19 protein-coding genes are annotated in these 23,285 nt (G+C 72.1%); 5 read left to right on the top strand and 14 right to left on the bottom strand.

What is annotated here, in order from left to right; translation table 11 throughout:
* Window positions 1–93: 93 nt before the first annotated feature.
* Window positions 94–2,040: an AfsR/SARP family transcriptional regulator gene (locus ACFFRH_RS32670; protein WP_344744104.1), complete on the top strand. Its 1,947-nt coding sequence runs from the start codon at window positions 94–96 to the stop codon at window positions 2,038–2,040.
* Window positions 2,041–2,417: 377 nt separating this feature from the next.
* Here ACFFRH_RS32670 and ACFFRH_RS32665 read toward each other — a convergent pair whose 3' ends face one another.
* The 6 genes from ACFFRH_RS32665 to ACFFRH_RS32640 all read right to left on the bottom strand — a co-directional run bounded on the left by ACFFRH_RS32665 (window position 2,418) and on the right by ACFFRH_RS32640 (window position 9,516).
* A complete protein-coding gene (locus tag ACFFRH_RS32665; RefSeq protein ID WP_386161253.1) occupies window positions 2,418–3,563 on the bottom strand; it encodes a helix-turn-helix domain-containing protein in 1,146 nt (381 codons plus the stop codon).
* Window positions 3,564–3,706: 143 nt separating this feature from the next.
* Window positions 3,707–3,907: a hypothetical protein gene (locus ACFFRH_RS32660; RefSeq protein ID WP_344744101.1), complete on the bottom strand. Its 201-nt coding sequence runs from the start codon at window positions 3,905–3,907 to the stop codon at window positions 3,707–3,709.
* Window positions 3,908–4,212: 305 nt separating this feature from the next.
* Window positions 4,213–5,688: a pectinesterase family protein gene (locus tag ACFFRH_RS32655; protein ID WP_344744099.1), complete on the bottom strand. Its 1,476-nt coding sequence runs from the start codon at window positions 5,686–5,688 to the stop codon at window positions 4,213–4,215.
* A gap of 130 nt (window positions 5,689–5,818) precedes the next feature.
* The gene (locus ACFFRH_RS32650; protein WP_386161251.1) at window positions 5,819–7,285 is read right to left on the bottom strand and encodes an RICIN domain-containing protein; all 1,467 of its coding nucleotides are present in this window, start codon (window positions 7,283–7,285) and stop codon (window positions 5,819–5,821) included.
* A gap of 852 nt (window positions 7,286–8,137) precedes the next feature.
* The gene (locus tag ACFFRH_RS32645; protein ID WP_344744096.1) at window positions 8,138–9,115 is read right to left on the bottom strand and encodes an aldo/keto reductase; all 978 of its coding nucleotides are present in this window, start codon (window positions 9,113–9,115) and stop codon (window positions 8,138–8,140) included.
* 206 nt (window positions 9,116–9,321) lie between these two features.
* The gene (locus tag ACFFRH_RS32640) at window positions 9,322–9,516 is read right to left on the bottom strand and encodes a DUF1918 domain-containing protein (RefSeq protein ID WP_344744095.1); all 195 of its coding nucleotides are present in this window, start codon (window positions 9,514–9,516) and stop codon (window positions 9,322–9,324) included.
* A 164-nt stretch (window positions 9,517–9,680) separates the two neighbouring features.
* Here ACFFRH_RS32640 and ACFFRH_RS32635 point away from each other — a divergent pair, with 164 nt between their 5' ends.
* Entirely contained in the window at window positions 9,681–10,058 is a 378-nt protein-coding gene (locus ACFFRH_RS32635) for an ArsR/SmtB family transcription factor (RefSeq protein WP_386161248.1), read from the top strand.
* Between the two features lie 168 nt (window positions 10,059–10,226).
* On the opposite strand, the gene ACFFRH_RS32630 is transcribed toward ACFFRH_RS32635, so the two are convergent.
* The 4 genes from ACFFRH_RS32630 to ACFFRH_RS32615 are packed head-to-tail and all read right to left on the bottom strand — an operon-like array spanning window position 10,227 to window position 15,196.
* A complete protein-coding gene (locus ACFFRH_RS32630; RefSeq protein ID WP_386161246.1) occupies window positions 10,227–11,141 on the bottom strand; it encodes an ABC transporter permease in 915 nt (304 codons plus the stop codon).
* Window positions 11,138–12,487, bottom strand: coding sequence for an ABC transporter permease (locus tag ACFFRH_RS32625; protein WP_344744093.1), 1,350 nt, complete (start codon window positions 12,485–12,487; stop codon window positions 11,138–11,140). Before ACFFRH_RS32625 ends, ACFFRH_RS32630 begins: the two co-directional genes overlap by 4 nt.
* Complete coding sequence (locus ACFFRH_RS32620; RefSeq protein WP_344744091.1) at window positions 12,484–14,085, bottom strand: ABC transporter ATP-binding protein; 1,602 nt, start codon at window positions 14,083–14,085, stop codon at window positions 12,484–12,486. The genes ACFFRH_RS32625 and ACFFRH_RS32620 overlap by 4 nt, the downstream gene beginning before the upstream one ends.
* A 1-nt stretch (window position 14,086) precedes the next feature.
* Window positions 14,087–15,196 carry a BMP family ABC transporter substrate-binding protein gene (locus ACFFRH_RS32615; RefSeq protein WP_344744090.1) on the bottom strand — a complete coding sequence of 370 codons (1,110 nt, stop codon included), beginning with the start codon at window positions 15,194–15,196 and terminating at the stop codon, window positions 14,087–14,089.
* Between the two features lie 267 nt (window positions 15,197–15,463).
* Between ACFFRH_RS32615 and ACFFRH_RS32610 the strand changes: the two genes are divergently transcribed.
* Window positions 15,464–15,949 carry a ribosomal protein L7/L12 gene (locus ACFFRH_RS32610; protein ID WP_386161243.1) on the top strand — a complete coding sequence of 162 codons (486 nt, stop codon included), beginning with the start codon at window positions 15,464–15,466 and terminating at the stop codon, window positions 15,947–15,949.
* Between the two features lie 4 nt (window positions 15,950–15,953).
* Here ACFFRH_RS32610 and ACFFRH_RS32605 read toward each other — a convergent pair whose 3' ends face one another.
* A complete protein-coding gene (locus ACFFRH_RS32605) occupies window positions 15,954–16,700 on the bottom strand; it encodes a FadR/GntR family transcriptional regulator (RefSeq protein WP_386161241.1) in 747 nt (248 codons plus the stop codon).
* Between the two features lie 102 nt (window positions 16,701–16,802).
* On the opposite strand from ACFFRH_RS32605, the gene ACFFRH_RS32600 reads away from it, so the two are divergent.
* Together ACFFRH_RS32600 and ACFFRH_RS32595 are read left to right on the top strand one after the other, a co-directional pair.
* Window positions 16,803–17,672: a carbon-nitrogen hydrolase family protein gene (locus ACFFRH_RS32600; protein ID WP_386161239.1), complete on the top strand. Its 870-nt coding sequence runs from the start codon at window positions 16,803–16,805 to the stop codon at window positions 17,670–17,672.
* Window positions 17,673–17,693: 21 nt separating this feature from the next.
* On the top strand, window positions 17,694–19,076 hold the full coding sequence (locus ACFFRH_RS32595) for an APC family permease (protein ID WP_386161237.1): 1,383 nt from the start codon (window positions 17,694–17,696) through the stop codon (window positions 19,074–19,076).
* Between the two features lie 72 nt (window positions 19,077–19,148).
* On the opposite strand, the gene fdhA is transcribed toward ACFFRH_RS32595, so the two are convergent.
* The 3 genes from fdhA to ACFFRH_RS32580 form a co-directional block, all read right to left on the bottom strand.
* A complete protein-coding gene (fdhA, locus tag ACFFRH_RS32590; protein WP_386161235.1) occupies window positions 19,149–20,372 on the bottom strand; it encodes a formaldehyde dehydrogenase, glutathione-independent in 1,224 nt (407 codons plus the stop codon).
* Window positions 20,373–20,833: 461 nt separating this feature from the next.
* On the bottom strand, window positions 20,834–21,469 hold the full coding sequence (locus tag ACFFRH_RS32585; protein WP_386161233.1) for a maleylpyruvate isomerase family mycothiol-dependent enzyme: 636 nt from the start codon (window positions 21,467–21,469) through the stop codon (window positions 20,834–20,836).
* A 526-nt stretch (window positions 21,470–21,995) separates the two neighbouring features.
* Window positions 21,996–23,261 carry an RNA polymerase sigma factor gene (locus ACFFRH_RS32580; protein WP_386161231.1) on the bottom strand — a complete coding sequence of 422 codons (1,266 nt, stop codon included), beginning with the start codon at window positions 23,259–23,261 and terminating at the stop codon, window positions 21,996–21,998.
* Window positions 23,262–23,285: the final 24 nt, after the last annotated feature.

The following is a 23,285-nucleotide window of genomic DNA, read 5'->3' as shown; positions in this document are numbered from 1 at the left end:
AAAGCGCATATATCATGACGTTTCTGTGAGCCCTCCTCACATGCCCGGGTTAGCCTTCACGAATCGCCTGACCAGTCAATGGAGAATTCCCCCGTGGGTGCAATCGCAGTGCGCGAGGAGGCAGAGGCGGGAGAAACCACCTTCGCCGTGCTCGGCCCTCTCGAGGCCCGCCGCAACGGCGGCCTGGTTCCGCTCGGGCCCTTCAAGCAACGCGTGCTCCTGTCCCTGCTGCTCTGCCACGCCAACAGGATCGTGCCGGTGGACCAGCTCAGCACGGCGGCGTGGAGCGAGGAGCCGCCCCGGACCGCCCTGAAGAACGTCCAGGTCTACGTGTCCGCGCTGCGCAAGAACGTGCTCGGGACGGCCAACCGCGACCGGCTGACCTACCGTCCCCCCGGCTACCAGCTGCGGCTCGGCCCGCAGCACCTCGACATCCTGGACTACGAGACCCTGGCCCGCAGGGGCCGCCAGCACCTGCGCGACCGCGAGATCACCAAGGCGGCGAACCTGCTGCACGAGGCGCTGAAACTCTGGCGGGGCGACCCCCTGCCCGACATGGCGCAGGTGCCGCTGATCAGCGGCGAGCTCTCGCGGCTGCGCAGCGAGCGCATGTCGGTCTACGAGGACTGGGCGGAGGCGGAGCTCATCCTCGGGCACCATGCCCACATCATCGACTCCCTGGAGGAGAACGTCCGCGGCCATCCCCTCAGGGAGCGGCTGCGCAGCACGCAGATGATCGCGTTGTTCCGCTGCGGGCGGCAGTCGGAGGCCCTGGCACAGTACGAGGACATGCGCCAGACGCTGGCCCGGGATCTCGGGCTGCAGCCCAGCCCGGTCCTCGAACGGCTCTACCGGGCGATCCTCGCGGGCGCCCCGTCCCTGGACGGCCCCTCCTCCGGCGGCCCGCAGCACCCCGGCGCCACGCTGTTCGACGGCCGGCGGCGCGGCGCGGCCGTGCTCAGGTCGCACTCCCCGGCCGGCAACAGCCAGGAGGTGGTCGCCCACCTCAGCCAGCTCCCCCGCGACCTGGCCGACTTCACCGGCCGCCACGAGACCGTCCAGGACATCCTCGACGTCTTCCGCGCCCGCCGGCCCAGCCCTCCGGTGGTGATCTCCGGTCCGGCGGGAACGGGCAAGACGGCACTGGCGGTGCACGCCGCCCACCTGCTCCGCGAGCGCTTCCCCGACGGCCAGCTCTTCGTACGGCTGCGCACGGCGGGCGGCCGGGAGCGCTCGGTTCCCGACGTGCTGGCCGAGATCCTGCGCCTGTGCGGCTTCGACGGCGACCCGCCGCGCCGGGCCGGCGAGCGGGTCGCCGCCTGCCGGGCCTGGCTCGCGGAGCGCAGCATCCTGCTCATCCTCGACGAGGCGTCGAGCACGGCGCAGATACGACCCCTGCTGCCCGGCACCGGCGACAACGGGGTGCTGATCACCGGCAGGAGGCGGCTGAGCGCCCTGGAGTCGGCGCACCACGTGGCGCTGAAGGGCTTCACCTCCGGGGAGGGCGTCGAGCTGCTGCGGCGGACCGCCGGCGCGGAGCGCGTCGACGCGGACCCGGCGGCGGCCCTGCGCGTGGTCGGCATCTGCGGCAACCTGCCCCTCGCCGTCCGCATCGCCGGAGCGCGGCTGGCCGCCTCCCCGCACGTCCTGCTCCCCCTGTTCGCCGGCCACCTCGCCGACGAGCACTCGCTGCTGGACGCGCTGTCGGTGGACGACCTGTCGATGCGCGCGTGCGCGGCCACCTACGAGCGCGACCTCGGGCCTGACCTGTGGACCTCGCTGAGGCGCCTGGGCGCGCTGCCGACCGGCGAGTTCACCGTCGACGACCTGGCGGCACTGCTCGGCTCCGACGCGCGGCTCGCCGCGGGCGTCGCCGACAAGCTCGTCGAGGCCCACGTGGTCACCGCGGAGTCGCGGCCCGCTCCGGTCTATCTGATCGCCGACTGGCTGCGCCTGTACGCGCGGGAGCGGCTGGAGCAGGAGGAGTCCGCGACGCAGCGCACGGCGGCCGAGAGGCGGCTGCGCGAGGCGCGCGCCTGAGCGGCCCCGGCCCGGTGACCGGTTCCCGAACTACACAAAAGCGTATGAAACGATAAAAGGCCCTTTAAGGGCACTTCCTATATTTCACTTAACGGGCATGACCTCGGCGAGTCACGTCACCGGGGAGCCGGAATATCGGGAAGCCCGGAAGAACCGGTAAGGAGAGTTGTTTCAGGACCGAAAATCCCGGCGGCCCTTTCCCGCATTTCGCCCACCCCGCCGCCTCGCTTTCCCGACTCCCGGAGTCACGACGGACCGCCCCTTTCGCCGTCCCCTTCCCGGCTCCTTTCCCCGCCCCCTTCTTCCCCGGCTCCTCCCCGGCCCGTCCCCGGCCCGTCCCCGGCTCAGGCACCACGAGCCGATCCCCGAGGCGGAAATCAGCCGCCGGGCCGCCGCCGGACGGGGGGTCGCGCCGCGCCGGGCCCTGTTTCGCCGACGGCGGGACGCAGACGTACCAGCCGCATGGCCAGGTGCGCCCTGAGCCGGCCCGCGGAGTCGGCGAGGGAGAAGCCGAGAACGGCCTCCGCCCGCGCGATGCGCGCGGCCAGCGAGCTGTGGTGCAGGTGCACGGCGACGGCGGCCCTGCGGACCGTGCCCTCGGCGCACAGCGCGCGCACCGCCTCCAGCACCTCGGTGCCGTACGGCCGGCGGGCGAGTTCCTCGACGGCTCGCACGTCGGGCAGCGCGGCGATCTCCTCGTCCGGCACGTGGGTGGCGAACAGGGCCAGGGCACCGAGGTCGGCCCAGTCGACCACCCGGTCCGCCGGGTGCGGGCCGGTGAAGCGCAGGGCGGTGCGGGCCGCCGCCCAGGATTCGGCGGCCCCGGCTCCGCGCGTCTCGGGTCCGACGCCGACGCGCCAGGTGCCGGGCATCCCGGGCGGCTCGCCGAGCCCGTCGATCGACGGGCCGACCAGCAGCGCCACGGTGTCACCCAGCCGGGCGGCGCGGACGTGGCGGTCGGCGACCCGCAGCCGGGCGGCCACGGCGGCCCCGTCGCGGCCCTCCCGATCGTCGTCGGCGAGCACGGCGAGCACCCGGAGGGGGGCGGCGGGGGCGAAGCCGAGCAGCCGCAGGGCGCGTGCCCGCTCGGCCTCACCGGCGTCGGCCGACAGGACCAGCTCCACCAGGGCGGGGTCGGTTCCGGCCTGGGCCTGGGCGGCGGCCCGCTCCAGGGTGACCTCCGCCGCGACCGCGAAGCGCTCCAGGACGATCTCGTCGAGGCCGTGCGCCGTCCCCTCCCGTTCCATCCACACGGCGCCGAGCTCCGAGCCGAGCGGGCGGTGGATCGCCGGGCCGGGAGGCTCCTCGCACGGCTCGGGCACCCCGCCGGGAACGACCCGGGTCCGCCGGCCGGTGACCGCGTCGACGAGCCCGACCGGGCACTGCGCCAGGCGCGCGGTGGCCTGGAGCAGCACCGGGACGCCGGCGTGGTTTCGCACCAGCACGTCGAAGTAGGCGATGACGCGGACGGCGCTCTCCGCGTCGGAGTCGAGCGCCGACAGCCGCAGCAGTAGTCCCTGCACGGCTCCACACTAGGTCGCCACCCGCACTCCCAGCCACAACGGCGCATATCGGACACTGTCCATCGGAAACGGCGTACCGGACAGCGACTCGGACGGCGGTCCGGCACGGCGGGCCATGACGGGCAGGCCCGGGGAAGATCCGGTCAGCCGAGCGGGCGGCGGGCGGCCACGAGCACCGGGCCTCCCGGAACGGTGGGGAAGCTCCGGATCTCCTGGAGTCCCGACGACGCCAGGGCCTCGGCCATGCGGTCCGTGTCGTAGGCGTTGCCGCCGTTACGGACGGCGGTCCACCGGCCGACCGCCTGCCGCAGGGGGTCCGGGGAGGCCGGGTTGGTTCCCACCACGATCCATCCCCCGGGGAGGGCCCGCGATGTCGTTCCCCTCGTGCGCCGCGGCGGCGACGGCCTGGCGCAGCGAACTCAGCTTCGCCTCCCCCGCGCTTCGAGCCGTCGGGCCTTCGCCGAGGCGGAGCGACGGGTGCGGGATGAGCTCGTCCCCGTTCCGCTCCACCAGCCCGGCCGCCTCCAGCACGGCGGTCCGTTGCGGGGCGGCGGCCAGGACGTCGGCCGGCGGGGTCGTCAACGCGTCACGCATCGTCCCGATCACTGCGGCCAGGGCCCAGGAGGCGGCCTCCAGAGGCGCTCGCCGGTCAGCCGGCCGGGTTCCAGCCGTCCGAGCCGGCCAGGTACCTCTGCGGCGTGTAGTTCGCGGCCTGGGAGTCGCTCAGCTGCGGCCGGTTGGAGTTGACGGTCGCGCCGGCTCCGGTGTTGCGGTATTCGAGGAAGCGGGCGTTCTGCCACGTGTTGCTCGACATGTTCGTCCAGGGCTGCGCGGTCGCGATCGTCGCGCTCAGCGTCGACTCCCGGTACAGCACCTGCGCGTCGGGCCGCCACGGCCGTCCCAGCGAGGTGTTGTTGCCGGCGGCCCCGGTGATGCGCGACCTGTAGAACAGGTAGCCGTACGTCTTGTTCGCCGCGGTGCTGGCCGCGGTGATGGGGCCGCCGGTGCTGCGCTTCTCGTAGATGTCGCAGCCGTGGAAGACGATGGTGCCGCCGCCGAAGACGAAGTCGACGGTCCCCTCGACGTAGGAGTCCTTGACGTACGCGCGGGCCGAGTCGTTGACCAGGAGCGTGTCCTGGTCGCCGAGCACGCGGACGTTCGTCATGGTGGTGCGGTCGCCGTCCAGCCGGAGCGCGACGGCCTGGTGGCCGCTGGGGATGGTGCTCTCGTCGAGGTCGTTGGAGAAGGTCAGGTTGGTGGCGGTGACGTCGCGGGCCGAGATCAGGGCGGTGTAGCTGCCGGAGGTGCCGCTGGTGTACGCCGACCGGTTGTTGACGATGAGCGTGTTCGACGGCGCGGAACCCAGCCCCTGGAGGGTCACGTACGGCTTGTTGACGGTGACGATCTCCCGGTAGGTGCCCGGCTTGATCGTGATGACCACCCGGCTGCCGTTGTTCGCGGGAACCGCGTCGATCGCGGCCTGCACGGTCCGGTAGCGGCCGGTGCCGTCGGAGGCCACCGTCGGGGTCCCCGTGGTGGGGGTGGGGGTGGGTCCGGAGATCTGGTTGAGGGTCCACTGCATGCGGGCGACGTCGGAGCAGGTCTCCTCGACGACCGGGTTGTTGCCCGCGGTGGAGCCGTCCTTGTCGGAGACGCACAACCCGGAGACGACACTCTTGATCAGATACTTGCCCGAAGCGGCCGTGGAAGGGGTGAAGGTCCACTGCTGCTGCGGCTTGGCGCCGTCCCCGCACCCCCACTGCTGCAACTGGGTGCCCGAGACGGTCGATGAACCGGGCACGTCGACACACCGGCCGCTGCCGGCGTTGACGAGATTGAACCCACCCCCCTGGGCCACGGCCTTCCACCGCTGATCGGCCGCGCCACCGTCGCAGGCGACCTGCACCAGCAAGGCACCGTTGTCGGCCGAGGCACCGGCCACATCGACACACTTACCACTGGAGCCCGACGCGAGGGTGTACACACCCCCCGCGACCGGCGCGGCGGCGGCCATGCCGGGCCCGGTCGTGACGGCGACGACGGCGGGCACCGCGAGGACGACCGCGATCACACCGGCGAGGCCGATTCGCGGTACGCGGGGTGGAGGGGGTGCTCCCTGGCGCATGACGCGTCCTTCCTGGGGGGTGGGGAAGCCGGGCATGACCGATCGCGGAACCGTCGTGGTTTCGCGCGTGAAGCTCGGTGTGACGCGCTCGGGCCGGCCCTGCGCTCCCACGGCCGGCCCGAGGCGCCGGTCACATACCGATGTTGGCCTGTGGTCCCGCGTAGGTGCGCAGCAGGGCGGGAACCTGCTCGGCGGGGTCGAGCGTGTAGGAGTAGAACGAGCCCGGGGTGAAGGCCGACCCGCCGGTGGTCCGGTTGCCGGTGGAGTTGACCACGATGCTGCCGCTCTGACGGAGCTGGGCGGTGGGGTCCGGGTAGTACGGGTCCTTGACGGTGTCGTAGTAGCTGTTCTCGATCACCATCTTGGTGGCGCCGCGCGCGTAGTTGCCGTAGCCGGTGATGTTCTGCAGGTGGTTGTTGTAGAGGTGGGCGTAGGCGACGTTGTCGGTGCTGGGGTTGCGCTGGTTGGTGTGGTGGATCCAGTTGTGGTGGATCGTCATGCGCGAGGTCACGTTCTCGGTCCAGCCGATACCGAAGGACTTGTTGTTCTCCGACAGCACGTTCCAGGAGACGGTCAGATAGCTGGTGTCCTTACGGCTGTCGATGAGACCGTCGTTCATCCGCGTGATCGTGTTGTGGTCGATCCAGATGTGGTGCGCGGTGTCCATCTGGATGCCGTCGTAGTCGAAGTCCTTGTCGTCGGGGTCGTCGGACGCCATCCGGGTGTCGCGGATCGTCAGGTTGCGGATGATCACGTTGTGCACGCCCACGCCGAGGAAGAACCCGCCGTTGACGATGTGCCCCCTGGCCCCGACGCCGATGATCGTCTTGTTGGAGGCCACCTTGATCTCGGTGCCGTACGGGGTGACCGTGATCGCGCCGTTGACCTTGATCACGTAGGGGGCGGCGGCGGTGGCGTACCTCACCAGGTCGGCGTACGTCGAGACGGTGACGGTGGCCCCGGCCGCGCCGCCGGTCGTCGTGGCGTCGCCCATGCCACCGGTGGACGCGAACCCGTCCGCGTTCTCCGGCCAGACCCGGCCGGTGGGCGTCGGGCTCGGGGTGGGTCCGGAGATCTGGTTGAGGGTCCACTGCATGCGGGCGACGTCGGAGCAGGTCTCCTCGACGACCGGGTTGTTGCCCGCGGTGGAGCCGTCCTTGTTGGAGACGCACAACCCGGAGACGACACTCTTGATCAGATACTTGCCCGAAGCGGCCGTGGAAGGGGTGAAGGTCCACTGCTGCTGCGGCTTGGCGCCGTCCCCGCACCCCCACTGCTGCAACTGGGTGCCCGAGACGGTCGATGAACCGGGCACGTCGACACACCGGCCGCTGCCGGCGTTGACGAGATTGAACCCACCCCCCTGGGCCACGGCCTTCCACCGCTGATCGGCCGCGCCACCGTCGCAGGCGACCTGCACCAGCAAGGCACCGTTGTCGGCCGAGGCACCGGCCACATCGACACACTTACCACTGGAGCCCGACGCGAGGGTGTACACACCCCCCGCGACCGGCGCGGCGGCCGCCTGCGACGGGAGGGCCACCGCCAGCAAAGCGGTCGCGGTGACCAGGGCCGCGACGACGGGAAGACCGATCAACCGGCCTGTGGGCCGTCCTCGACGGCCGGGGAGTGTGGGGCGCGGGTCCATCGATCCTCATCCTCGAAGTTCTGCGGGGCGGTTCCTCGTGGTCGGCGAATCAGCTGCCACAGGGCGTCGCGCACCCCGGCGACGATGGTCCCGCGAGCCGGAGCGGCGGCGGTCGAACGAGGCCAGGGTAGTGAAGCGTCGCGGCGTCGAACCCGGTCGCGAGGTGTCTCAGGACCGGCCTCGACCCGAATCCCGCGGATACGGGATAGCGGTTTCCGTAATGTAAATAGTCATAATAAGTTTGTCAATGCTACAAACTAAAGTGTGCGTTTATCCTGCTGGAACGTGTGAAACCAGTGCTGAAACATTCACCGACGGGCGCGAAGCCGTTCGGGATGACGATCGCGAGAGTGTCACGCGGCGCGGTTGACCGATCGCGCCGGTGACCGCGCGGGACCGGCGGCGCTCAAGCGGACGCCGGGCTGGAACACCGCGATCCCGGACGGCACGACGACGGCGCGACGCTCACGGCCGCGCCCCCATCCCCTACCCCCTCATACCGTCACCGCCGGCCCGTGCCGGGGCCGGAAGCGCGGGCGGCGGCCACCAGGCGGGCACGCCCGCGAGGCGGCCGAGACGCATAGGCGGCTCGGCCTCGCCTATCCGGAGGGGCGGAGCCTGGGCTGTCCGAAGGGGCCTGTCCGAAGGGGGAGCCCTGCGGCCGTCGGCCCGCCTGAGCCGATCCGGCCTGTCGTTCCCGGCCGTTCCGGCCTTCTCCCAGCCACTTCGAGCTACTTCAAGACACTTCGAGCTACTTCCAGCCGTTCCGGACGGTTCTGGCTCACCGGAACGGCTGCCGGGTCACCAGCGCTGGTGGACCTGCGGGCGGATCAGCTCGTCGTAGATCTCCCGTACGCCCGCGAGGGTGGCCTCGGGGAGCGCGTCCAGGGCGGCGGCGGCCGCGTTGGCGCGGGCCTGCCCGGGATTGCGGGCGCCGGGGATGACCACGGAGACGCCGGGCTGGTCGATGATCCAGCGCAGCGCGAACTGCGCCATGGTGGCCTCCGGCGGCACCAGCGGAGCCAGCCTGCGGACCGCCTCCAGGCCGGTGGCGAAGTCGACCCCGGAGAAGGTCTCTCCGACGTCGAAGGACTCGCCGTGCCGGTTGTAGGTGCGGTGGTCGTCGGCGCCGAAGACGGTGGACTCGTCGTACTTGCCGGACAGCAGGCCGCTGGCCAGCGGGACGCGGGCGATGATGCCGACCCCGGCCTCGGCCGCCGCCGGGAGCACCTTCTCCAGCGGCTTGAGCCGGAAGGCGTTGAGAATGATCTGCACGGTGGCCACGCCCGGCCGGGCGATCGCGGTCAGCGCCTCGTCGCAGGTCTCCACGCTCACCCCGTAGGCGGCCACACGGCCCTCCTGGACGAGGGTGTCGAGGTCGTCGAAGACCCTGTCCGTCGCGTAGACCGGGGTGGGCGGGCAGTGCAGCTGCACCAGGTCGAGGGTCTCGACGCCGAGGTTGGCGCGGGAGCGGTCGGTCCACGCCCGGAAGTTGTCCAGGGTGTAGGCGGACGGCTCCTGCGCGACGCGGCGGCCCATCTTGGTGGCCACGGTCAGTCCCGGCCTGGCCTTGATCAGCCGCGAGACGATCTGCTCGCTGCGCCCGTCGCCGTACACGTCGGCGGTGTCGACGAAGGTGACCCCGGCGTCGACCGCGGCGTCGAGGGTGGCCAGGGCCTCGTCCTCGCCGACCTCACCCCAGTCGGCCCCCAGCTGCCACGCGCCGAGCCCGACGACGCCGACCTGCCTGCCTGTTCTTCCCAATTCGCGCTGTTCCACATCAGCGATCGTAGCCCGCGCGGCACGGCGGGAATCACCGGCACCCGGGGGCGGCAGGCCGGCGGGACGGCGCGGCGCCCCCCGGCCCACCCCGGCAAGTCGGCAAGGCGATACGCCACCTGCCCCGACAGGCCGGCGGGGCGATACGGCACGTGCCCCGGCCCCACCCCGGCAGGCCGGGGGGCGGCGCGGCACGTGCCCCGGGCCTACCCCGGTACGCCCGGCATCACGTGGGCGTCGGGACCGGGAAAGACGAGGCTCTCGTGCTCGTCGCCCTCCCAGCGGACCACGTAGGGCGGGCTTCCGTCCTCGTGGCGCAACTCGATGATGAATCCGATCTTCCGGGGATCGCCGCTGTGGGTGCCCTCAACGATCAGCTTGTCGCCTATGGTTGCCTTCACTGGGGCCTCCTGGATCAGCAGGGTGCCGGTTATCCGGCCGTCCTCCCCTTCCATGGCATCACCCTGCGACACATTCGTCCAGGTCAGAGGCGCATTAAGGCCGGTTGGGAGACCTCCCGGCTTCAGACTTTACTTATATAAGTCGATCCTGAGACAGTGAGGTTATGCACGCGCTCGACGTTCTCGGCGATCCGGTCCGGCGCCGGATCCTGGAGCTGCTCGCCGACGGCGAGCTGGCGGCCGGTGAGATCAGCGCCGTGGTGCAGGAGGAGTTCGGTATCTCACAGCCCGGCGTCTCTCAGCACCTGCGCGTGCTGCGCGACAACGGGTTCGCGACCGTACGCGCCCAGGGAACCCGGCGGCTGTACGCCGTCGACCCCGCCCCGCTGCGGGAGGTGGACAGGTGGCTCGACCGCTACCGGCACTTCTGGAGCCAGCACCTCGACGCCCTGGGCACCGAGATCGCGCGGGGAAAGCGGGAACGCCGCCTCAGGGAGGCGGAGAACCCGCAGCCCCCGGGCACGGGCGGCAGCGGCCCCTGACCCTCGTCCAGCACCTCCTCGGCCCGTGCTTCCCGGCCCTGCCCCCTCGCCCGCGCCCCTTTCCGACGTCCCCTCGTGTCCTCTTGGCTCCCTCCCGTGTCGGCCCGGACGGTCCGGGTGATCAGGGCGACCTGGATCGGCCCGGACGGTCGCCGGTGTCCGGGACCCTCAGGTGGAGTCCCGCTCGAAGGGCCGCCCCAGCGCTCCCGGTTCGCGGCGCCGGTTCGTGAAGAGCAGCATCGCGAGCAGCGCGACCAGGTACGGCGCCACTATGAGCAGTTGTGAGTTCAGTGTCAGGCCCAGCGCGGGAAGCGCCAGGCGCAGGGCGTCGGCCAGGCCGAAGAGCGCGCAGCCGAGCAGGGTGCGCCCCAGCCGCCAGCCACCGAAGATCACCGCCGCGACGACGATGTACCCACGACCGGCCGTCATGTTCTGGTTGAACGAGCCGACTTCGCCGACCGCGAGGTACGCGCCGCCCAGCCCGGCCAGCGCGCCGCACCACAGCAGTGCCTGGCGGCGACGCGCGTCGACCCGGATGCCGGTGACGTCGGCGGCCCACGGCCGCTCGCCGACCGCCCGCAGCTCCAGACCCCACCTGCTGCGCTCGACCAGCCACCAGGTCAGCGGGACGACGACGACCAGCAGGTAGACCGGCCAGCGCTCGACGAACAGCGGGGCGCCGATCAGCGGGATGTCACGCAGCCAGGGGACGCTGACCTGCGACACCTGGTGGGAGTCGAAGTCGCCGACCGTGATCAGGTAGCCGGTCAGCCCGAGGACGAGGGCGTTGAGCACCAGCCCCGCCACGAAGGTGTCGATCTTCAGGCGGTGGGAGAGGTTGCCGTGGGCGAGGCCGACCAGGAGCCCGATCAGCACGCCCGCGACCAGCCCGGCGGCGGCACTGCCGGTGGCGTCGGCCGTGGCGACCGAGCCGAACGCGGCGCCCAGCATCATCGCCTCGACGGAGATGTTCATGGCACCGGCCCGCTCGGCGAGATACTCCCCGCACGCCGCGAAGGCCAGCGGCACGGTGAGCCGTACCCCGCTGGACAGGATGGTGGAGACGTCGTCCGCGGCGATCACCGGGCGGCCCCCTCTGCGACGGGCACGGACCGGTGTCCCGCGCGTCCGGCACGGACGCCGGCACCCCGGCGCCGGATCACGGCGAGGACGGCGGGCGGTGCGACGAAGGCCAGCACCAGCAGGGCCTTGACCACGTCCACGACGAACGGGGGCACACCGGTCGCGGCGAGGAAGCCGCCGCCCGAGCGCAGCACGCCGAACAGCAGGGCGACGGGTATCGCGGGCAACGGCCGGTTGCGGGCGACCAGGGCGACCAGCAGGCCGTCCCAGCCGATGCCCATCGCCATGCCGGGCTGCAGCCGGTGGACGCCCACCGGGCTGGTCAGCAGCACGGCCCCGGCCAGCCCGGCGAGGGCGCCGGAGACGGCCAGCGCCACGCCGCCCAGCGCGTCGGCGCGTATCCCGGCGTGCCTGGCGGCGAGCGGGTTGAGGCCGAGCATGGTGAGCCGGAACCCCCACCGGGTGCGGGCGATCACCGTCGCGACGACCACGGCCGCGGCCAGCGCGATCAGCAGCCCCCCGTTGACCTGGAGGTCCGGGTACTCCCCGGTCGAGCCGAGCAGGGCGCTCTCCGGCAGCGGGTTGGACTGCGGGGCGACGACGGCGTCGCCGACCCGCGACTCCCGCAGCAGCCACGGCGTGTTCACCGCGAACGCGACGAGCTGCTGGGCGACGAAGGTCATCAGCAGCGTGCTGACCACGACGTCGACGCCGCGCAGCCGGTGCATCAGCGAGCTGAGACCGGCCCACGCGCCACCGGCCAGCGCGGCGGCCGCCAGCACGGCCACCAGCAGAGCCGGGCCGGTGACCGCCAGGCGCAGGCCCACCCAGGCGGCGAGGAGGGCGCCGACGAGCACCTGACCCTCCTGGCCGATGTTGAACACGCCGGACCTGGCGCTGACGCACGCCCCCACGGCGACGAGCAGCAGCGGCGCCGCGTACAGCAGGGTGGAGGTCCAGGCCGTCCGGTCGGCCATGCTGCCCTGGAAGAGGGCCAGCACCGACGCGAGGGGGGAGCCGCCGGTCACGGCGATCAGCAGCGACGACAGGGCGAGCGCCACGACCACGCCCGCGACGGTCGCCAGGCCGGTCTTCCAGGCCGACGCGCCGGGGGTGGGGGCGGGGGTGAGGAGGGCGAGCAGGCGGCGACCGGACGAGCCCCGGGCGCGGTCCCTGGCGGAGTCCTGGCCGGGGTTCCGGGCCGCGCTCCGGGTGAGCTTCCGGGCGCGGTCCTTACCGGGGTCCCGGATCGGGTCCTGTCCAAGGTCCCGCGCGAGATCCTGATCGAGGTTCCGGGCAAGGCCCTGGCCGGGGTCTCCGGCGGGGGGCCGGGGGGATTCGTTCACGCGGCCACCCCGCCCACCAGCATTCCGAGCCGCTCGGCCGTGGCCTCCACCGTGGGCAGCACGCCGGTGATCCTTCCCGACGAGATCACCGCGATCCTGGAGGCCAGCGTCATGACCTCCTCCAGCTCGGTGGAGATCAGCAGCACGGCCACCCCTCCGGCCGCGGCGTCGCGCAGCCGCCGGTACATGTCCTCGGTGGCGCCCACGTCCAGCCCGTGCGAGGGCCGCGCCGCGACCAGGACGGCCGGGCGGGCCGAGAGCTCACGGGCGAGCACGACCCGCTGCCGGTTGCCTCCCGACAGTTCGCGCACCGGGGTGTCCGCCGACGGGGTGACGATGCCGAACTCGGCCACCAGGCGGCGGGCCAGGGCACGCGCCTTTCCCCGGTTGAGGAACACCCGGCCGCTCACGGCGTCCAGCGACTTCATGACCAGGTTCTCGGCGACGCTCATGTCCAGCACGAGCCCGGAGCCGTGCCGGTCCTCCGGCACGATGCCGAGCCCGGCGGCGTGCAGCGCCCCCGGGCGGTACGGATCGACCGGCCGCCCGGATACCTCGACCGTCCCGGAGTCCGGTACGACGAGCCCGGACAGCAGGTCGCCCAGGGCCGACTGGCCGTTGCCCTCGACCCCGTACAGGCCGACGATCTCACCGGGGGCGACGTCCAGGCTGAGATCGGACAGGACGGGCACGCCGTCGACGGTGAGGGTCAGGCCGCGCAGCCGCAGCGCGGGTGTCGTGGACACCGGAGACACCGGGATACCCGCCTCATCGGTCCCGGTCTCCTCGGTTCCGAGGGACTCGACCGGCAGCAGGCCGAGGGCGGCGGCCTCGGCGCCCAGGGAGACCTCCCGGCCGACCATCCGCCGGGCCAGCTCCCGCGGGTCCGTCTCCGCGGTGGCGCTCCGGAAGACGACCTTCCCCCCGCGCAGCACGGTCACCCGGTCGGTGGCCGCGGTGATCTCGTCCAGCTTGTGGCTGATCAGGATGACCGCGCGGTTCTCCGCGCGGACCACGCGGCGCAGCACGCCGAACAGCTCGGCCGACTCCGCCCGGGTCAGCACGGACGTCGGCTCGTCGAGGATGAGCACCGCCGGGTCCCGGCGCAGGCACTTGACCAGCTCGACCCGCTGCCGCTCGCCCGCGGAGAGCCGCGCCACCCTCGCCAGCGGGTCGACCGGCAGGCCGTAGCGCAGGGAGATCTCCCGCACCTGGTCGCGGGCCGCGGCCCTGTCGATCTTCCCGGTGTCGCCCAGGATGACGTTCTCCCAGACCGTCAGCGGTTCGACCAGGCTGAAGTGCTGGTGAACCATGCCGATGCCGAGCGCCGCGGCCTTCCTCGGGCCGTCGATCTCGACGGGCTCGTCATGGCGCAGGACGGTTCCCGCGTCCCGCTGGACGAGTCCCGTCAGGATCCTCATGAGCGTCGACTTGCCGGCCCCGTTCTCGCCGAGCAGGCCGTGGATCTCGCCCTGGTACGCGGTGAGATCCACCGCGTCGCAGGCGACGACCGGACCGTAGCTCTTGCTGACTCCCCGCAGCCGGAGCGCGGGCACCGATGGCGGGGCGAGCTCCCCCGCCCGTTCGTCCTCCGCCACGTCAGGAACCGAGCCTCTTCACTTCCGCCTTGGGGTCGATCTTCCCGCTGCCGACGTCGGCGATGAACGTCTTCAGCCTCTCCTCCTGCTCGGGGGTGGGTTCGCAGATCCTCACGGTGGGGAACGGGTCGACGCCGAGCTTCCAGACCTTCTCCACGCCCATCCGCAGCTTCGCCGCGGCGAAGTCCTCCAGCGCGGCCCTGAAGTAGTCTCCTGGGCTGAAGAGCACCGAGACGTCGAAGGTGGGCCCGGTGGAGGCGCACCGGTCGGTGCCCGGGGTGAGGGTGAGCACGCCGTTGGCGTTGGCCAGCTCCGCCGACGCGTCGGTGGCGCCGCCCAGGTAGGGGTAGACGACCTTGACGCCCTGGCTGATCTGGGCCTGGGTGGCCTCCTTGGCCTTGGCCGAGTCGTTGAGGTCGCCGCTGTAGGTGACCGTCAGCGTGGCCTCGGGGACCACCAGCCGGATGCCCGCCCTGAAGGCCCTCGCCGCCGCGCTGGTGAAGTCGACCTCGGGGCCGGTCACGAACCCGGCCTTGCTCGCGCCCTTCTCCTTCATGAGCAGGCCCGCCGCGTACCCGGCGGCCAGCAGGCTCTGGTCCGGCTCGTCGGTGGAGAGCATGATCTTCGAGGTCTGCGGGATGTTGTCGGACGAGGGTACGTACCAGGCGGTGCCGGCGCACACCGGCTCCTCGGAGGCGGGGATCGCGTCCCTGAGGTCCGCGGCGCCGAGGGCCACCATGTCGACCTTCTGCCTGCAGAGCGCCCGCGCGGCGTTGAGCGCCTCGCTGGTGTTGACGCCGCCGCGCTTGATGATCGTCCAGCCCTTCGAGGTGGCGAACCGCTCCGCGGTGTCGACGAAGCTCTGGTAGTAGCCCTTGTCGTTGATGTCTCCGGGGCTCAGCACCCCGATGACGACCTTGCCGTCGCCGTTGACGTCCGGCTGGCCCGCGAGCACGGTGCCGCCGTCCGTCTTCGCTCCGGTGCCGGCCGGGGCGGGGGTCGTGGCCGGGGGTGCCGTGGCGTCGCCGCTCGCGCACCCGGCCAGCGCCACCGAGGCGAGACAGGCGGTCAGCGCGGCCGTGACCCGGCCCGTTCGATGGTATGCGGCCATGACGATCCTCTCGATCTGATGCGCACGCGCCGCCCACGGGGCGCGGGTGGGGAACGAACCTTGGTCGCGGGCAGGGGTACGGGCTTGCTGCGGGCAGGTTGGGGGGCTGCCGTTCGGACGCTGCCATTTAACAGCCGTCGCCGTCCGTCGTGTCCACCGCCCACCGGAGGAGCGAGAACTTCCCCGGCCGCGGGCGCCGGAGGGAAAACCTCCCGCCCCGGCTCGCCGCCGCGCGCGCCCCCCACGGGTCGGGCGTACGATGCGGGCATGCCGAACATCGGGCCCGTTGAGCTGTTGATCGTCGCCGTTCTGCTCGCGGTGGTCCTGGTGGTCGTCGTCGGTGCCGTCGTGGCGGCCGGGAAGCGCGGCCGCGCGGTCTCCGGCGGCCGGGTGCCCGCCATGCCGCTGACGCCCCAGGGGCTGCACGAGACCGTCACCGGGCTGACGCGCGAGAGGCAGAAGATCCATGCGATCAAGGAACTGCGCCGGTACACCGGTCTCGGCCTGAAGGAGGCCAAGGCGGTCGTCGACGCCGTCGCCGCGGGGCACGACATGTGGAGCCACCCCCTCATGTCCGGCTTCCGCCCCGCCCACCCCGTGGTCCCGCCGAACGCCGCTGTCACCGGCCCCGACCTGGCCACTCGCGTGCGCGGGCTCAAGGCCGCCGGCCGCTCCGAGCAGGCGATCCACCTGGTACGCGGTGAGACCGGCATGGGCGAGCGTGAGGCCGAGCTGTTCGTCGAGACCCTCTGAGCGCTCAGCCCTGCCGGTCCTCGACGCCGACGAGCATGGTCCGGTGCAGCGCCTCGACGTGTCCGCGGGTGATCTCGACCGCCTTCAGCGGGTCGCCCGCGGCCAGGGCGGCGACGAGCCCGGCGTGCCCGCGGTTGGACTCGCGCAGGTAGTCCGGGGAGAGGGGCAGGTAGTAGCGGTAGAGCTCCCGCACGACCGAGCCGTACTGCTCCACCGCGGACGGCAGGCCGGTGGCGGCGGCCACCTTCATGTGGAAGCGCTCGTCGCAGGTGCGGAACTCGGCCCAGCTGGAGGCGCGGTCCATGCACGCCACCAGTTCCTCCAGCTCCTCCAGTTCCCCCGGCGGGCGCGGGCCCGGGCGCGTCGCGGCCAGGTGCGCGATGCCGCACTCCAGGAGCAGCCGCTGGTCGATCAGCCGATGGACGTCGGCGGCGGCCGACCGGTAGGCCTCGACCTCGCGTACCTCGCCGGGCGGGGGCCGCTCGGACACCAGGGTGCCGCCGCCGCGCCCGCGCCGCCGCTCCAGGATGCCCTGGTCGCAGAGCGAGACGAGCGCTCTCCGTACGGTGATCTCCCCGACGCCGAGGGCGCGGGCGATCTCACCGGCGGGCGGCAGCCGCTCCCCGGGCTTCAGCAGGCCCAGCTCGACGGCCATCGCGATGCGGGCGCGAACCGTGTCGAGCGCGTTGAGCCGCCGGATGCCGACCAGGGCGGGGGCTTTGAGCACGACAGGGAGGATGCCGGACGACATGCCCTCACGGTACTCGCCCAAAAACCGATCATATTGATCAAAATTGCGATAAATGCTCATAATGAGATATTTTTTATTATCTAGCCGGGAGGCAGGTGTGCCATGTCGCGTCCCTTCTCCATAGCGCTCGCCCAGGCGGCTCCCCGGCAGGCCGGAGAGCCTGTCGCGGGCTTCGCGCGAGAGGTCGAGGAGCTCGCCGGGCGCTTCCCCGGGGTGCGCTTCGCCGTCTTCCCCGAGCTCCACCTGCACGGCACGCGTGGCCCGGTGAGCGAGCGGAACGCCGAGCTGGAGGCGTCCGCGGAACCGCTGGACGGGCCGCGCTCGAAGGCCCTCGCCGAACTCGCCGGCGACCTGGGAATCTGGCTGGTGCCCGGTAGCGTCTGCGAGCGCGGGCCCGGCGGCGCGCTCTACAACACGGCTCTGGCCTTCTCCCCCGAGGGCCGGCTCGCCGCCTGGTACCGGAAGATCTTCCCCTGGCGGCCGTACGAGCCATACCGGCCCGGGGACCGCTTCGTGGTGTTCGACGTCCCCGAGGCGGGCCGGGTCGGCCTCGCGATCTGTTACGACATCTGGTTTCCCGAGGTCGCCCGCCATCTCGCGTGGATGGGCGCGGAGGTCGTCGTCGTCCCGGCCATGACGACGACCTCCGACCGCCCCCAGGAGCTGGTGCTCACGCGCGCCCACGCGATCGCGAACCAGGTGTACGTCGCCGGCGTCAACACGGCCGCCCCGGTGGGCACCGGGCACAGCCTGGTCGCCGACCCCGAGGGCCGGGTCAGGGCCGAGGCGGGTGAGGCCGCCACGGTGCTCACCGACGTCCTCGACCTCGACGACGTCACGCGGGTCCGCAGGTACGGCACCGCCGGCCTCAACCGCGTGTGGGAGCAGTTCACCGAGGCCGACCGGCCGATCGACCTCCCCCTCTACCAGGGACGGATCGACCCTTCGCGCTGGACTCCAGCGGGAGGCTGACTTCTCGGGAAGAACCTCGCGATGCCATCCAAGAGACCAGTTCTGAAGCGCGCTCTGACGCTCGGCGAGATCGTGCTGTTCGGCCTGGCCTACATGACGCCGCTGATCGTCCTGGGCATCTTCGGCATCGTGTCCGAGACCACCGGAGGCGCGACCGCCGCCGCGTACGTACTCGCGATGGTGGCCATGCTGTTCACGGCCTTCAGCTACGGCAAGATGGCCGCGATCTACCCGATCGCCGGATCCGCCTACACCTACGTGCGGCGGTGCATCGACGCGCGGGCGGGCTTCCTGGTGGGCTGGGCGGTGCTGCTCGACTACTTCTTCCTGCCCATGGTCATCTGGCTGATCGGCGGCGCCTACCTGTCGGCGCGGTTCCCCATGGTCGGCTCGTGGGTGTGGATCGTCCTGTTCATCATCGTGACGACCGTGCTCAACCTGACGGGTATCAAGATCGCGGCCCGGGTGAACCTCCTGCTGATGACCTTCCAGATCACGGTGCTGCTCTTCTTCGTGCTGCTGTCGATCGGCTACGTGGCCGGCTCGCGGGGACCCGCCGCGCTGTTCGACCTGGCACCGTTCGACAACCGGGCCACCACGGTCTCCGGTGTCGCGGCGGGGGCCGCCATCGCCGCCTACGCCCTCCTCGGCTTCGACGCCGTCACCACCCTCGCGGAGGAGACCGTCGAGCCGGAGAGGACGATCCCCCGGGCGATCCTGCTCACCGCGCTCACCGGTGGCCTGATCTTCGTCGTGGTCGCGTACTTCACGCAGCTCGTGCACCCCGGCGGCTTCTTCGAGGACTCCTCGTCGGCGGCCTTCGAGATCGCCGGGCTGATCGGCAGCAGCGTGTTCGGCGCCGTCTTCCTCGCCGGTCTGGTCGTCGCCCAGTTCGCCTCCGGCCTCGCCGCGCAGGCCGCCACCTCGCGGCTGCTGTACGCGATGGGACGCGACGGCGTGCTGCCCCGCAAGGTGTTCGGCTACCTCCTCCCCGGACGCCGTACGCCCGTGTTCGGCCTGGTGATCACCGGTGCCGCGGGCCTGATCGCGCTGTGGCTGAACATGGCCACCTCCACGTCGTTCATCAACTTCGGCGCCTTCACCACCTTCACCTTCGTCAACCTCAGCGTCATCGCCCACTACCTCAGGGAACGCCGCGCGGGCCGGGCGCCGAGGGTGGTGTCCCACGTCCTGGCCCCGGCGCTCGGGGCGGGGGTCAACCTGTGGCTGCTCAGCCGTCTCGACGCGCACGCCGTCACCCTCGGCCTGATCTGGCTCGGCCTGGGCGTGATCTATCTCGCCTACCTCACCCGCATGTTCCGGAGGCCGCCGCCCGACCTGGAGTTCGCCGAGGAGGCGCCCGTCACCGCGGGCGCGGCCAACGACCCGCGCCTCCTCCGGTAGCGCCCTCGGGTACGGAGGGCTCAGGTACGGCTCCCCGGCCTCCCGGGGGCCCTCAGGCAGGCGCGCCCCGGGTCAGCCGGTCGTGCCGAGCACGCCGTTCGGGTCGAGCACGAACTTGGACGCGGCGCCCTGGTCGAATTCCGCGTACCCCTGGGGTGCCTGATCCAGCGGGATCGTCACGGCGTTGACCGCCTTGGCGATCTGCACCCTGTCGTGCAGGATCGCCTGCATCAGGTAGTAGTTGTAGCGCATGACGGGGCACTGGCCGGTGGCGAAGGACAGCGACTTGGCCCAGCCGAGGCCGAGCCCGATGGACAGCGCCCCCCGCTTCGCCGCCTCGTCGTGGGCGCCCGGGTCGCCGGTCACGTACAGGCCGGGGATGCCGAGCGCGCCGCCCGCGCGGGTGATCTCCATGAGCGAGTTGAGCACGGTGGCGGGCTGCTCCCTGCCGGAGTCGCCACCGTGGCCGCGGGCCTCGAAGCCCACGGCGTCGACGCCGCAGTCGACCTCGGGCTCACCGAGGATCTGCTCGATCTGGTCCTTCGGCTCGCCCCGCGACACGTCGACCGTCTCGCAGCCGAAGCTGCGGGCCTGCTCCAGGCGCTCCTTGTTCAGGTCGCCGACGATGACCACGGCCGCCCCGAGAAGGAACGCCGAGACGGCCGCGGCGAGCCCGACCGGCCCCGCACCGGCGACGTAGACGGTCGATCCCGGCTTCACCCCGGCGGTGACGCAGCCGTGGAAGCCGGTCGGGAAGATGTCGGTGAGCATGGCCAGGTCGAGGATCTTCTCCATCGCCTGGTCCTTGTCCGGGAACTTCAGCAGGTTCCAGTCGGCGTAGGGCACCAGGACGTACTGCGCCTGCCCGCCGACCCAGCCGCCCATGTCGACGTAGCCGTACGCCCCGCCCGGCCGCTCGGGGTTGACGTTCTCGCAGATCCCGGTCTTGCCCTCCTTGCAGTTGCGGCAGCGGCCGCAGGCGATGTTGAAGGGGACCGAGACGAGGTCGCCCACCTTGGTGAACTCCACGTCCGGGCCGGTCTCGACGACCTCGCCGGTGATCTCGTGGCCGAGGACGAGCCCGACGGGCGCGGTGGTGCGGCCACGGACCATGTGCTGGTCACTGCCGCAGATGTTCGTCGCGACGGTCTTGACGATCGCGCCGTGCGCCACCTTGCGGCCCACGTTGGCCGGGGGAACCCCGGGCCCCTCCTTGAGCTCGAACCCGGGATAGTCGATCTCGTGGACCTCCACCTTGCCCGGCCCCTGGTAGGTGACGACCTTGTTGCTCGGCATGACGCCCTCCTGTCTCCTCGTGGTGCCCTTCCGCGCGACGCCGGCGGAGCAGGCGGTCATCATTCGCGGGGGGACGTGAGGGGAACTGTGACCACCGAGTCCTAAGCAAGGGTGATTTCTAACCTTTTTAACCATATACCTGCTGGTCACGGCGACACAGAGAGCCATACCCATCCAGAGCCCGGGACCCGGCACCGGTCCTCGCCGGATCACGATCCGTCCGGCGTCGAGGGCGAGCCCGTCCCCCCGGGGGCCCGGCCCCGCGGCCGCGGGGCCGGGCCGGTTCGGCCCGGACCGGCTCGGACGGCCCTGTCCGTACTCGAAATCCTTGCTCGAACCAGGCCGTCCGTAGCCGAGGAAGGGGGATCGCACCCGGGCGGGCGGTCCGCACCCGAACCAGGCCGGTCCGCACCAGGGGCGGGCCTTCACCCGGGGCGGGCCGTTCAGGGGACGAGTGGCCGCTACACGACGAACCGGTGGCTCGGCTCGCCGCGCAACCGCCCCTCCGGCAGCTTCCGGCCGCACAGGACCAGGATGAGATCCTGCGCCGCCCCGTACATCGGCGTCCCGTCCCCGATGGACCAGTCGACGTCATCGGCGCGCAGCTCGATCCCCCGGATGTCGACCCCGAAGAACCTGAGGCTCTTCGCCGCCTCGAAGCCACCCAGGACGATGCGCAGCCGATCCTCGGGGACGTGCCGGTCGAGGCCCAGCGGCACGGTGAAGTCCAGGCCGTGGATCACCTCGTGGGTCAGCGCGCCCTCGAATCCACCCCCCGGGGGCTTCCACGCGAAGTCCGCGTTGTCCCTCATCAGCGCGGCGAGCTCGCCGGACGAGAGGGCAGCCGCGTCGCGCCGGGCGCACCGGTCGGCCATCCTGGCGAAGTTCCCCCGCGACCTGAGCATCTCGATCACGAAGCGCGGGGCCGAGTAGTGGAACGGCATGATCATGTGGGCCACGACCTCCCGTACCCGCCACCCGGCGCACAGGGTCGGCTCGTCCCATCTCTGCTCCGGCAGGCCGGTGAGCACCTCCGCCAGGTCACGACGCTCGGCGGCGATCGCCTTCCTGACCTCGCTCTCCGTGGTCCCCGTCATCGCCGCTCCCCCGATCGCGCGATCCCGGCGTCCGGGTTCCCCGGGCGCCGGATCCCGGTGCCCGTAGTCCTTCCCGGCGCGCGAACCGGCCGGGCACCGGCCGCTCTGGTCGCTCCGGCCGCTCTGGTCGTTTCGGGTGCCCTGGTCGCTCCGGCCGCTCCGGGCGTTACGGGCGCGAAGGCGGCCGGCGATCCGTCGCCCGGCCGGTCGGACGCGGCGGCGGTGCCGTCGCGCGAGGTCGCCATATCCGCTGGTGTGTCCACTGGCATGTCCGTCGGTGTCCTCTTCTCCGGATTCCCGGGAGTTGCGGGAAGGTTCTCGCCCTACCGACGAACGAGCCCGGCACCGGCGGACACCTCCGGGACCACAAAACCGGCGGGCGCCTTCGGGACCACAAAACCAGCGGGCGCCTTCGGGACCACAAAACCAGCGGGTACCTTCGGGACCACAAAACCAGCGGGTACCTCCGGGACCACAAAACCAGCGGGTACCTCCGGGACCAGACAACCAGCGGCCCCCGGGACCACTAACCGGTGACCTCGGCGAGCCTGCGGCCGAGATAGCGGCGTTCGGTGTCGGTCGCCGCCAGCTCCAGCGCCTCGCGGTAGGCGGCCTCGGCCTCGGCGGCGCGGCCCAGGCGGCGCAGCAGGTCGGCCCGGGTCGCCGGCAGCAGGTGGTATCCGGCCAGCGCCCCCGACTCCCGCAGCGCCTCCACCAGCTCCAGCCCCGCGGCCGGTCCCGCAGCCATCCCCACCGCCACCGCCCGGTTCAGCTCCACCACCGGAGACGGCGTGAACCGCGCGAGCCGCCCGTACAGCGCGGCGATCTGGGCCCAGTCGGTGCCGGCCGCGTCGGTCGCGGTGGCGTGGCAGGCGGCGATGGCGGCCTGCACCTGGTACGGGCCCGGTTGGCCGCGCCGCAGGGCGCGGCCGAGCAACTCCTCGCCCTCGGCGATCGCGGCGGTGTCCCACAGGGCGCGGTCCTGCTCCTCCAGGGTCACCAGGTCACCGGCCGCGTCGAGCCGGGTGGCGCTGCGGGCGTCGTGCAGCAGCATCAGCGCCAGCAGCCCGGCCGCCTCGGGTTCGTCGGGCATCAGCCGTGTCAGGACGCGGGCCAGCCGGATCGCCTCGGCGCCGAGGTCGCGCCGCAGCAGATCGGCGCCCGCCGTGGCCGAGTACCCCTCGCTGAACAGCAGGTACAGCACGGCCAGCACGGCGGGCACGCGCTCCGGCAGCAGGTGCGCGGGCGGCACCCGGTACGGGATCCCGGCGTGCCTGATCTTCAGCTTCGCCCGGAGCAGGCGCTTGGACATCGTCTGCTCACCGACCAGGAACGCCCTGGCGATCTCCGCTGTGGTGAGCCCGGCCAGGGTGCGCAGGGTGAGCGCGACCCGGGCCTCCAGGGCCAGCGCCGGGTGGCAGCAGGTGAAGATCAGCCGCAGCCGGTCGTCCGGCACTCCGTCGTCCCGCCACGCGGGTTCGGGTTCGTACGACATGGCGGCCACCTCTCGCAGTTTGGCGGCGCCGACCGCCTCGCGGCGCAGCCTGTCGACGGCGCGGTTGCGCGCGACCGTGGTGAGCCACGCGCCGGGTCTGCGCGGAACCCCGTCCTCGGCCCAGCGCCGCAGGGCCAGCGCGAAGGCGTCCTGCGCGCACTCCTCGGCGAGGTCCCAGTCGCCGGTGACCCGGATCAGGGTCGCCACGACCTGACCCCACTCGTCCCGGAACGCCTGGGCGACCGCCGCCTCGATCTCCGTCTTCACGCCGTCCCCGGTCACCCTGTCCTCAGTCACACCGCCCCCGGCCACACCGGCCCC

The sequence above is a fragment of the Streptosporangium vulgare genome (genome assembly GCF_042428775.1).
Classification (GTDB): Bacteria; Actinomycetota; Actinomycetes; order Streptosporangiales; family Streptosporangiaceae; genus Streptosporangium; species Streptosporangium vulgare.
This window is presented reverse-complemented; position numbering and strand designations above follow the sequence as displayed.

Bases quoted from the DNA above. Each gene is read 5' to 3' on its own strand.
- ACFFRH_RS32655 (WP_344744099.1), bottom strand. From the start codon at position 5,688: ATGCGCCAGGGAGCACCCCCTCCACCCCGCGTACCGCGAATCGGCCTC.
- ACFFRH_RS32635 (WP_386161248.1), top strand. From the start codon at position 9,681: ATGCACGCGCTCGACGTTCTCGGCGATCCGGTCCGGCGCCGGATCCTG.
- ACFFRH_RS32615 (WP_344744090.1), bottom strand. From the start codon at position 15,196: ATGGCCGCATACCATCGAACGGGCCGGGTCACGGCCGCGCTGACCGCC.
- ACFFRH_RS32610 (WP_386161243.1), top strand. From the start codon at position 15,464: ATGCCGAACATCGGGCCCGTTGAGCTGTTGATCGTCGCCGTTCTGCTC.
- ACFFRH_RS32605 (WP_386161241.1), bottom strand. From the start codon at position 16,700: ATGTCGTCCGGCATCCTCCCTGTCGTGCTCAAAGCCCCCGCCCTGGTC.
- ACFFRH_RS32600 (WP_386161239.1), top strand. From the start codon at position 16,803: ATGTCGCGTCCCTTCTCCATAGCGCTCGCCCAGGCGGCTCCCCGGCAG.
- ACFFRH_RS32595 (WP_386161237.1), top strand. From the start codon at position 17,694: ATGCCATCCAAGAGACCAGTTCTGAAGCGCGCTCTGACGCTCGGCGAG.
- fdhA (WP_386161235.1), bottom strand. From the start codon at position 20,372: ATGCCGAGCAACAAGGTCGTCACCTACCAGGGGCCGGGCAAGGTGGAG.
- ACFFRH_RS32585 (WP_386161233.1), bottom strand. From the start codon at position 21,469: ATGACGGGGACCACGGAGAGCGAGGTCAGGAAGGCGATCGCCGCCGAG.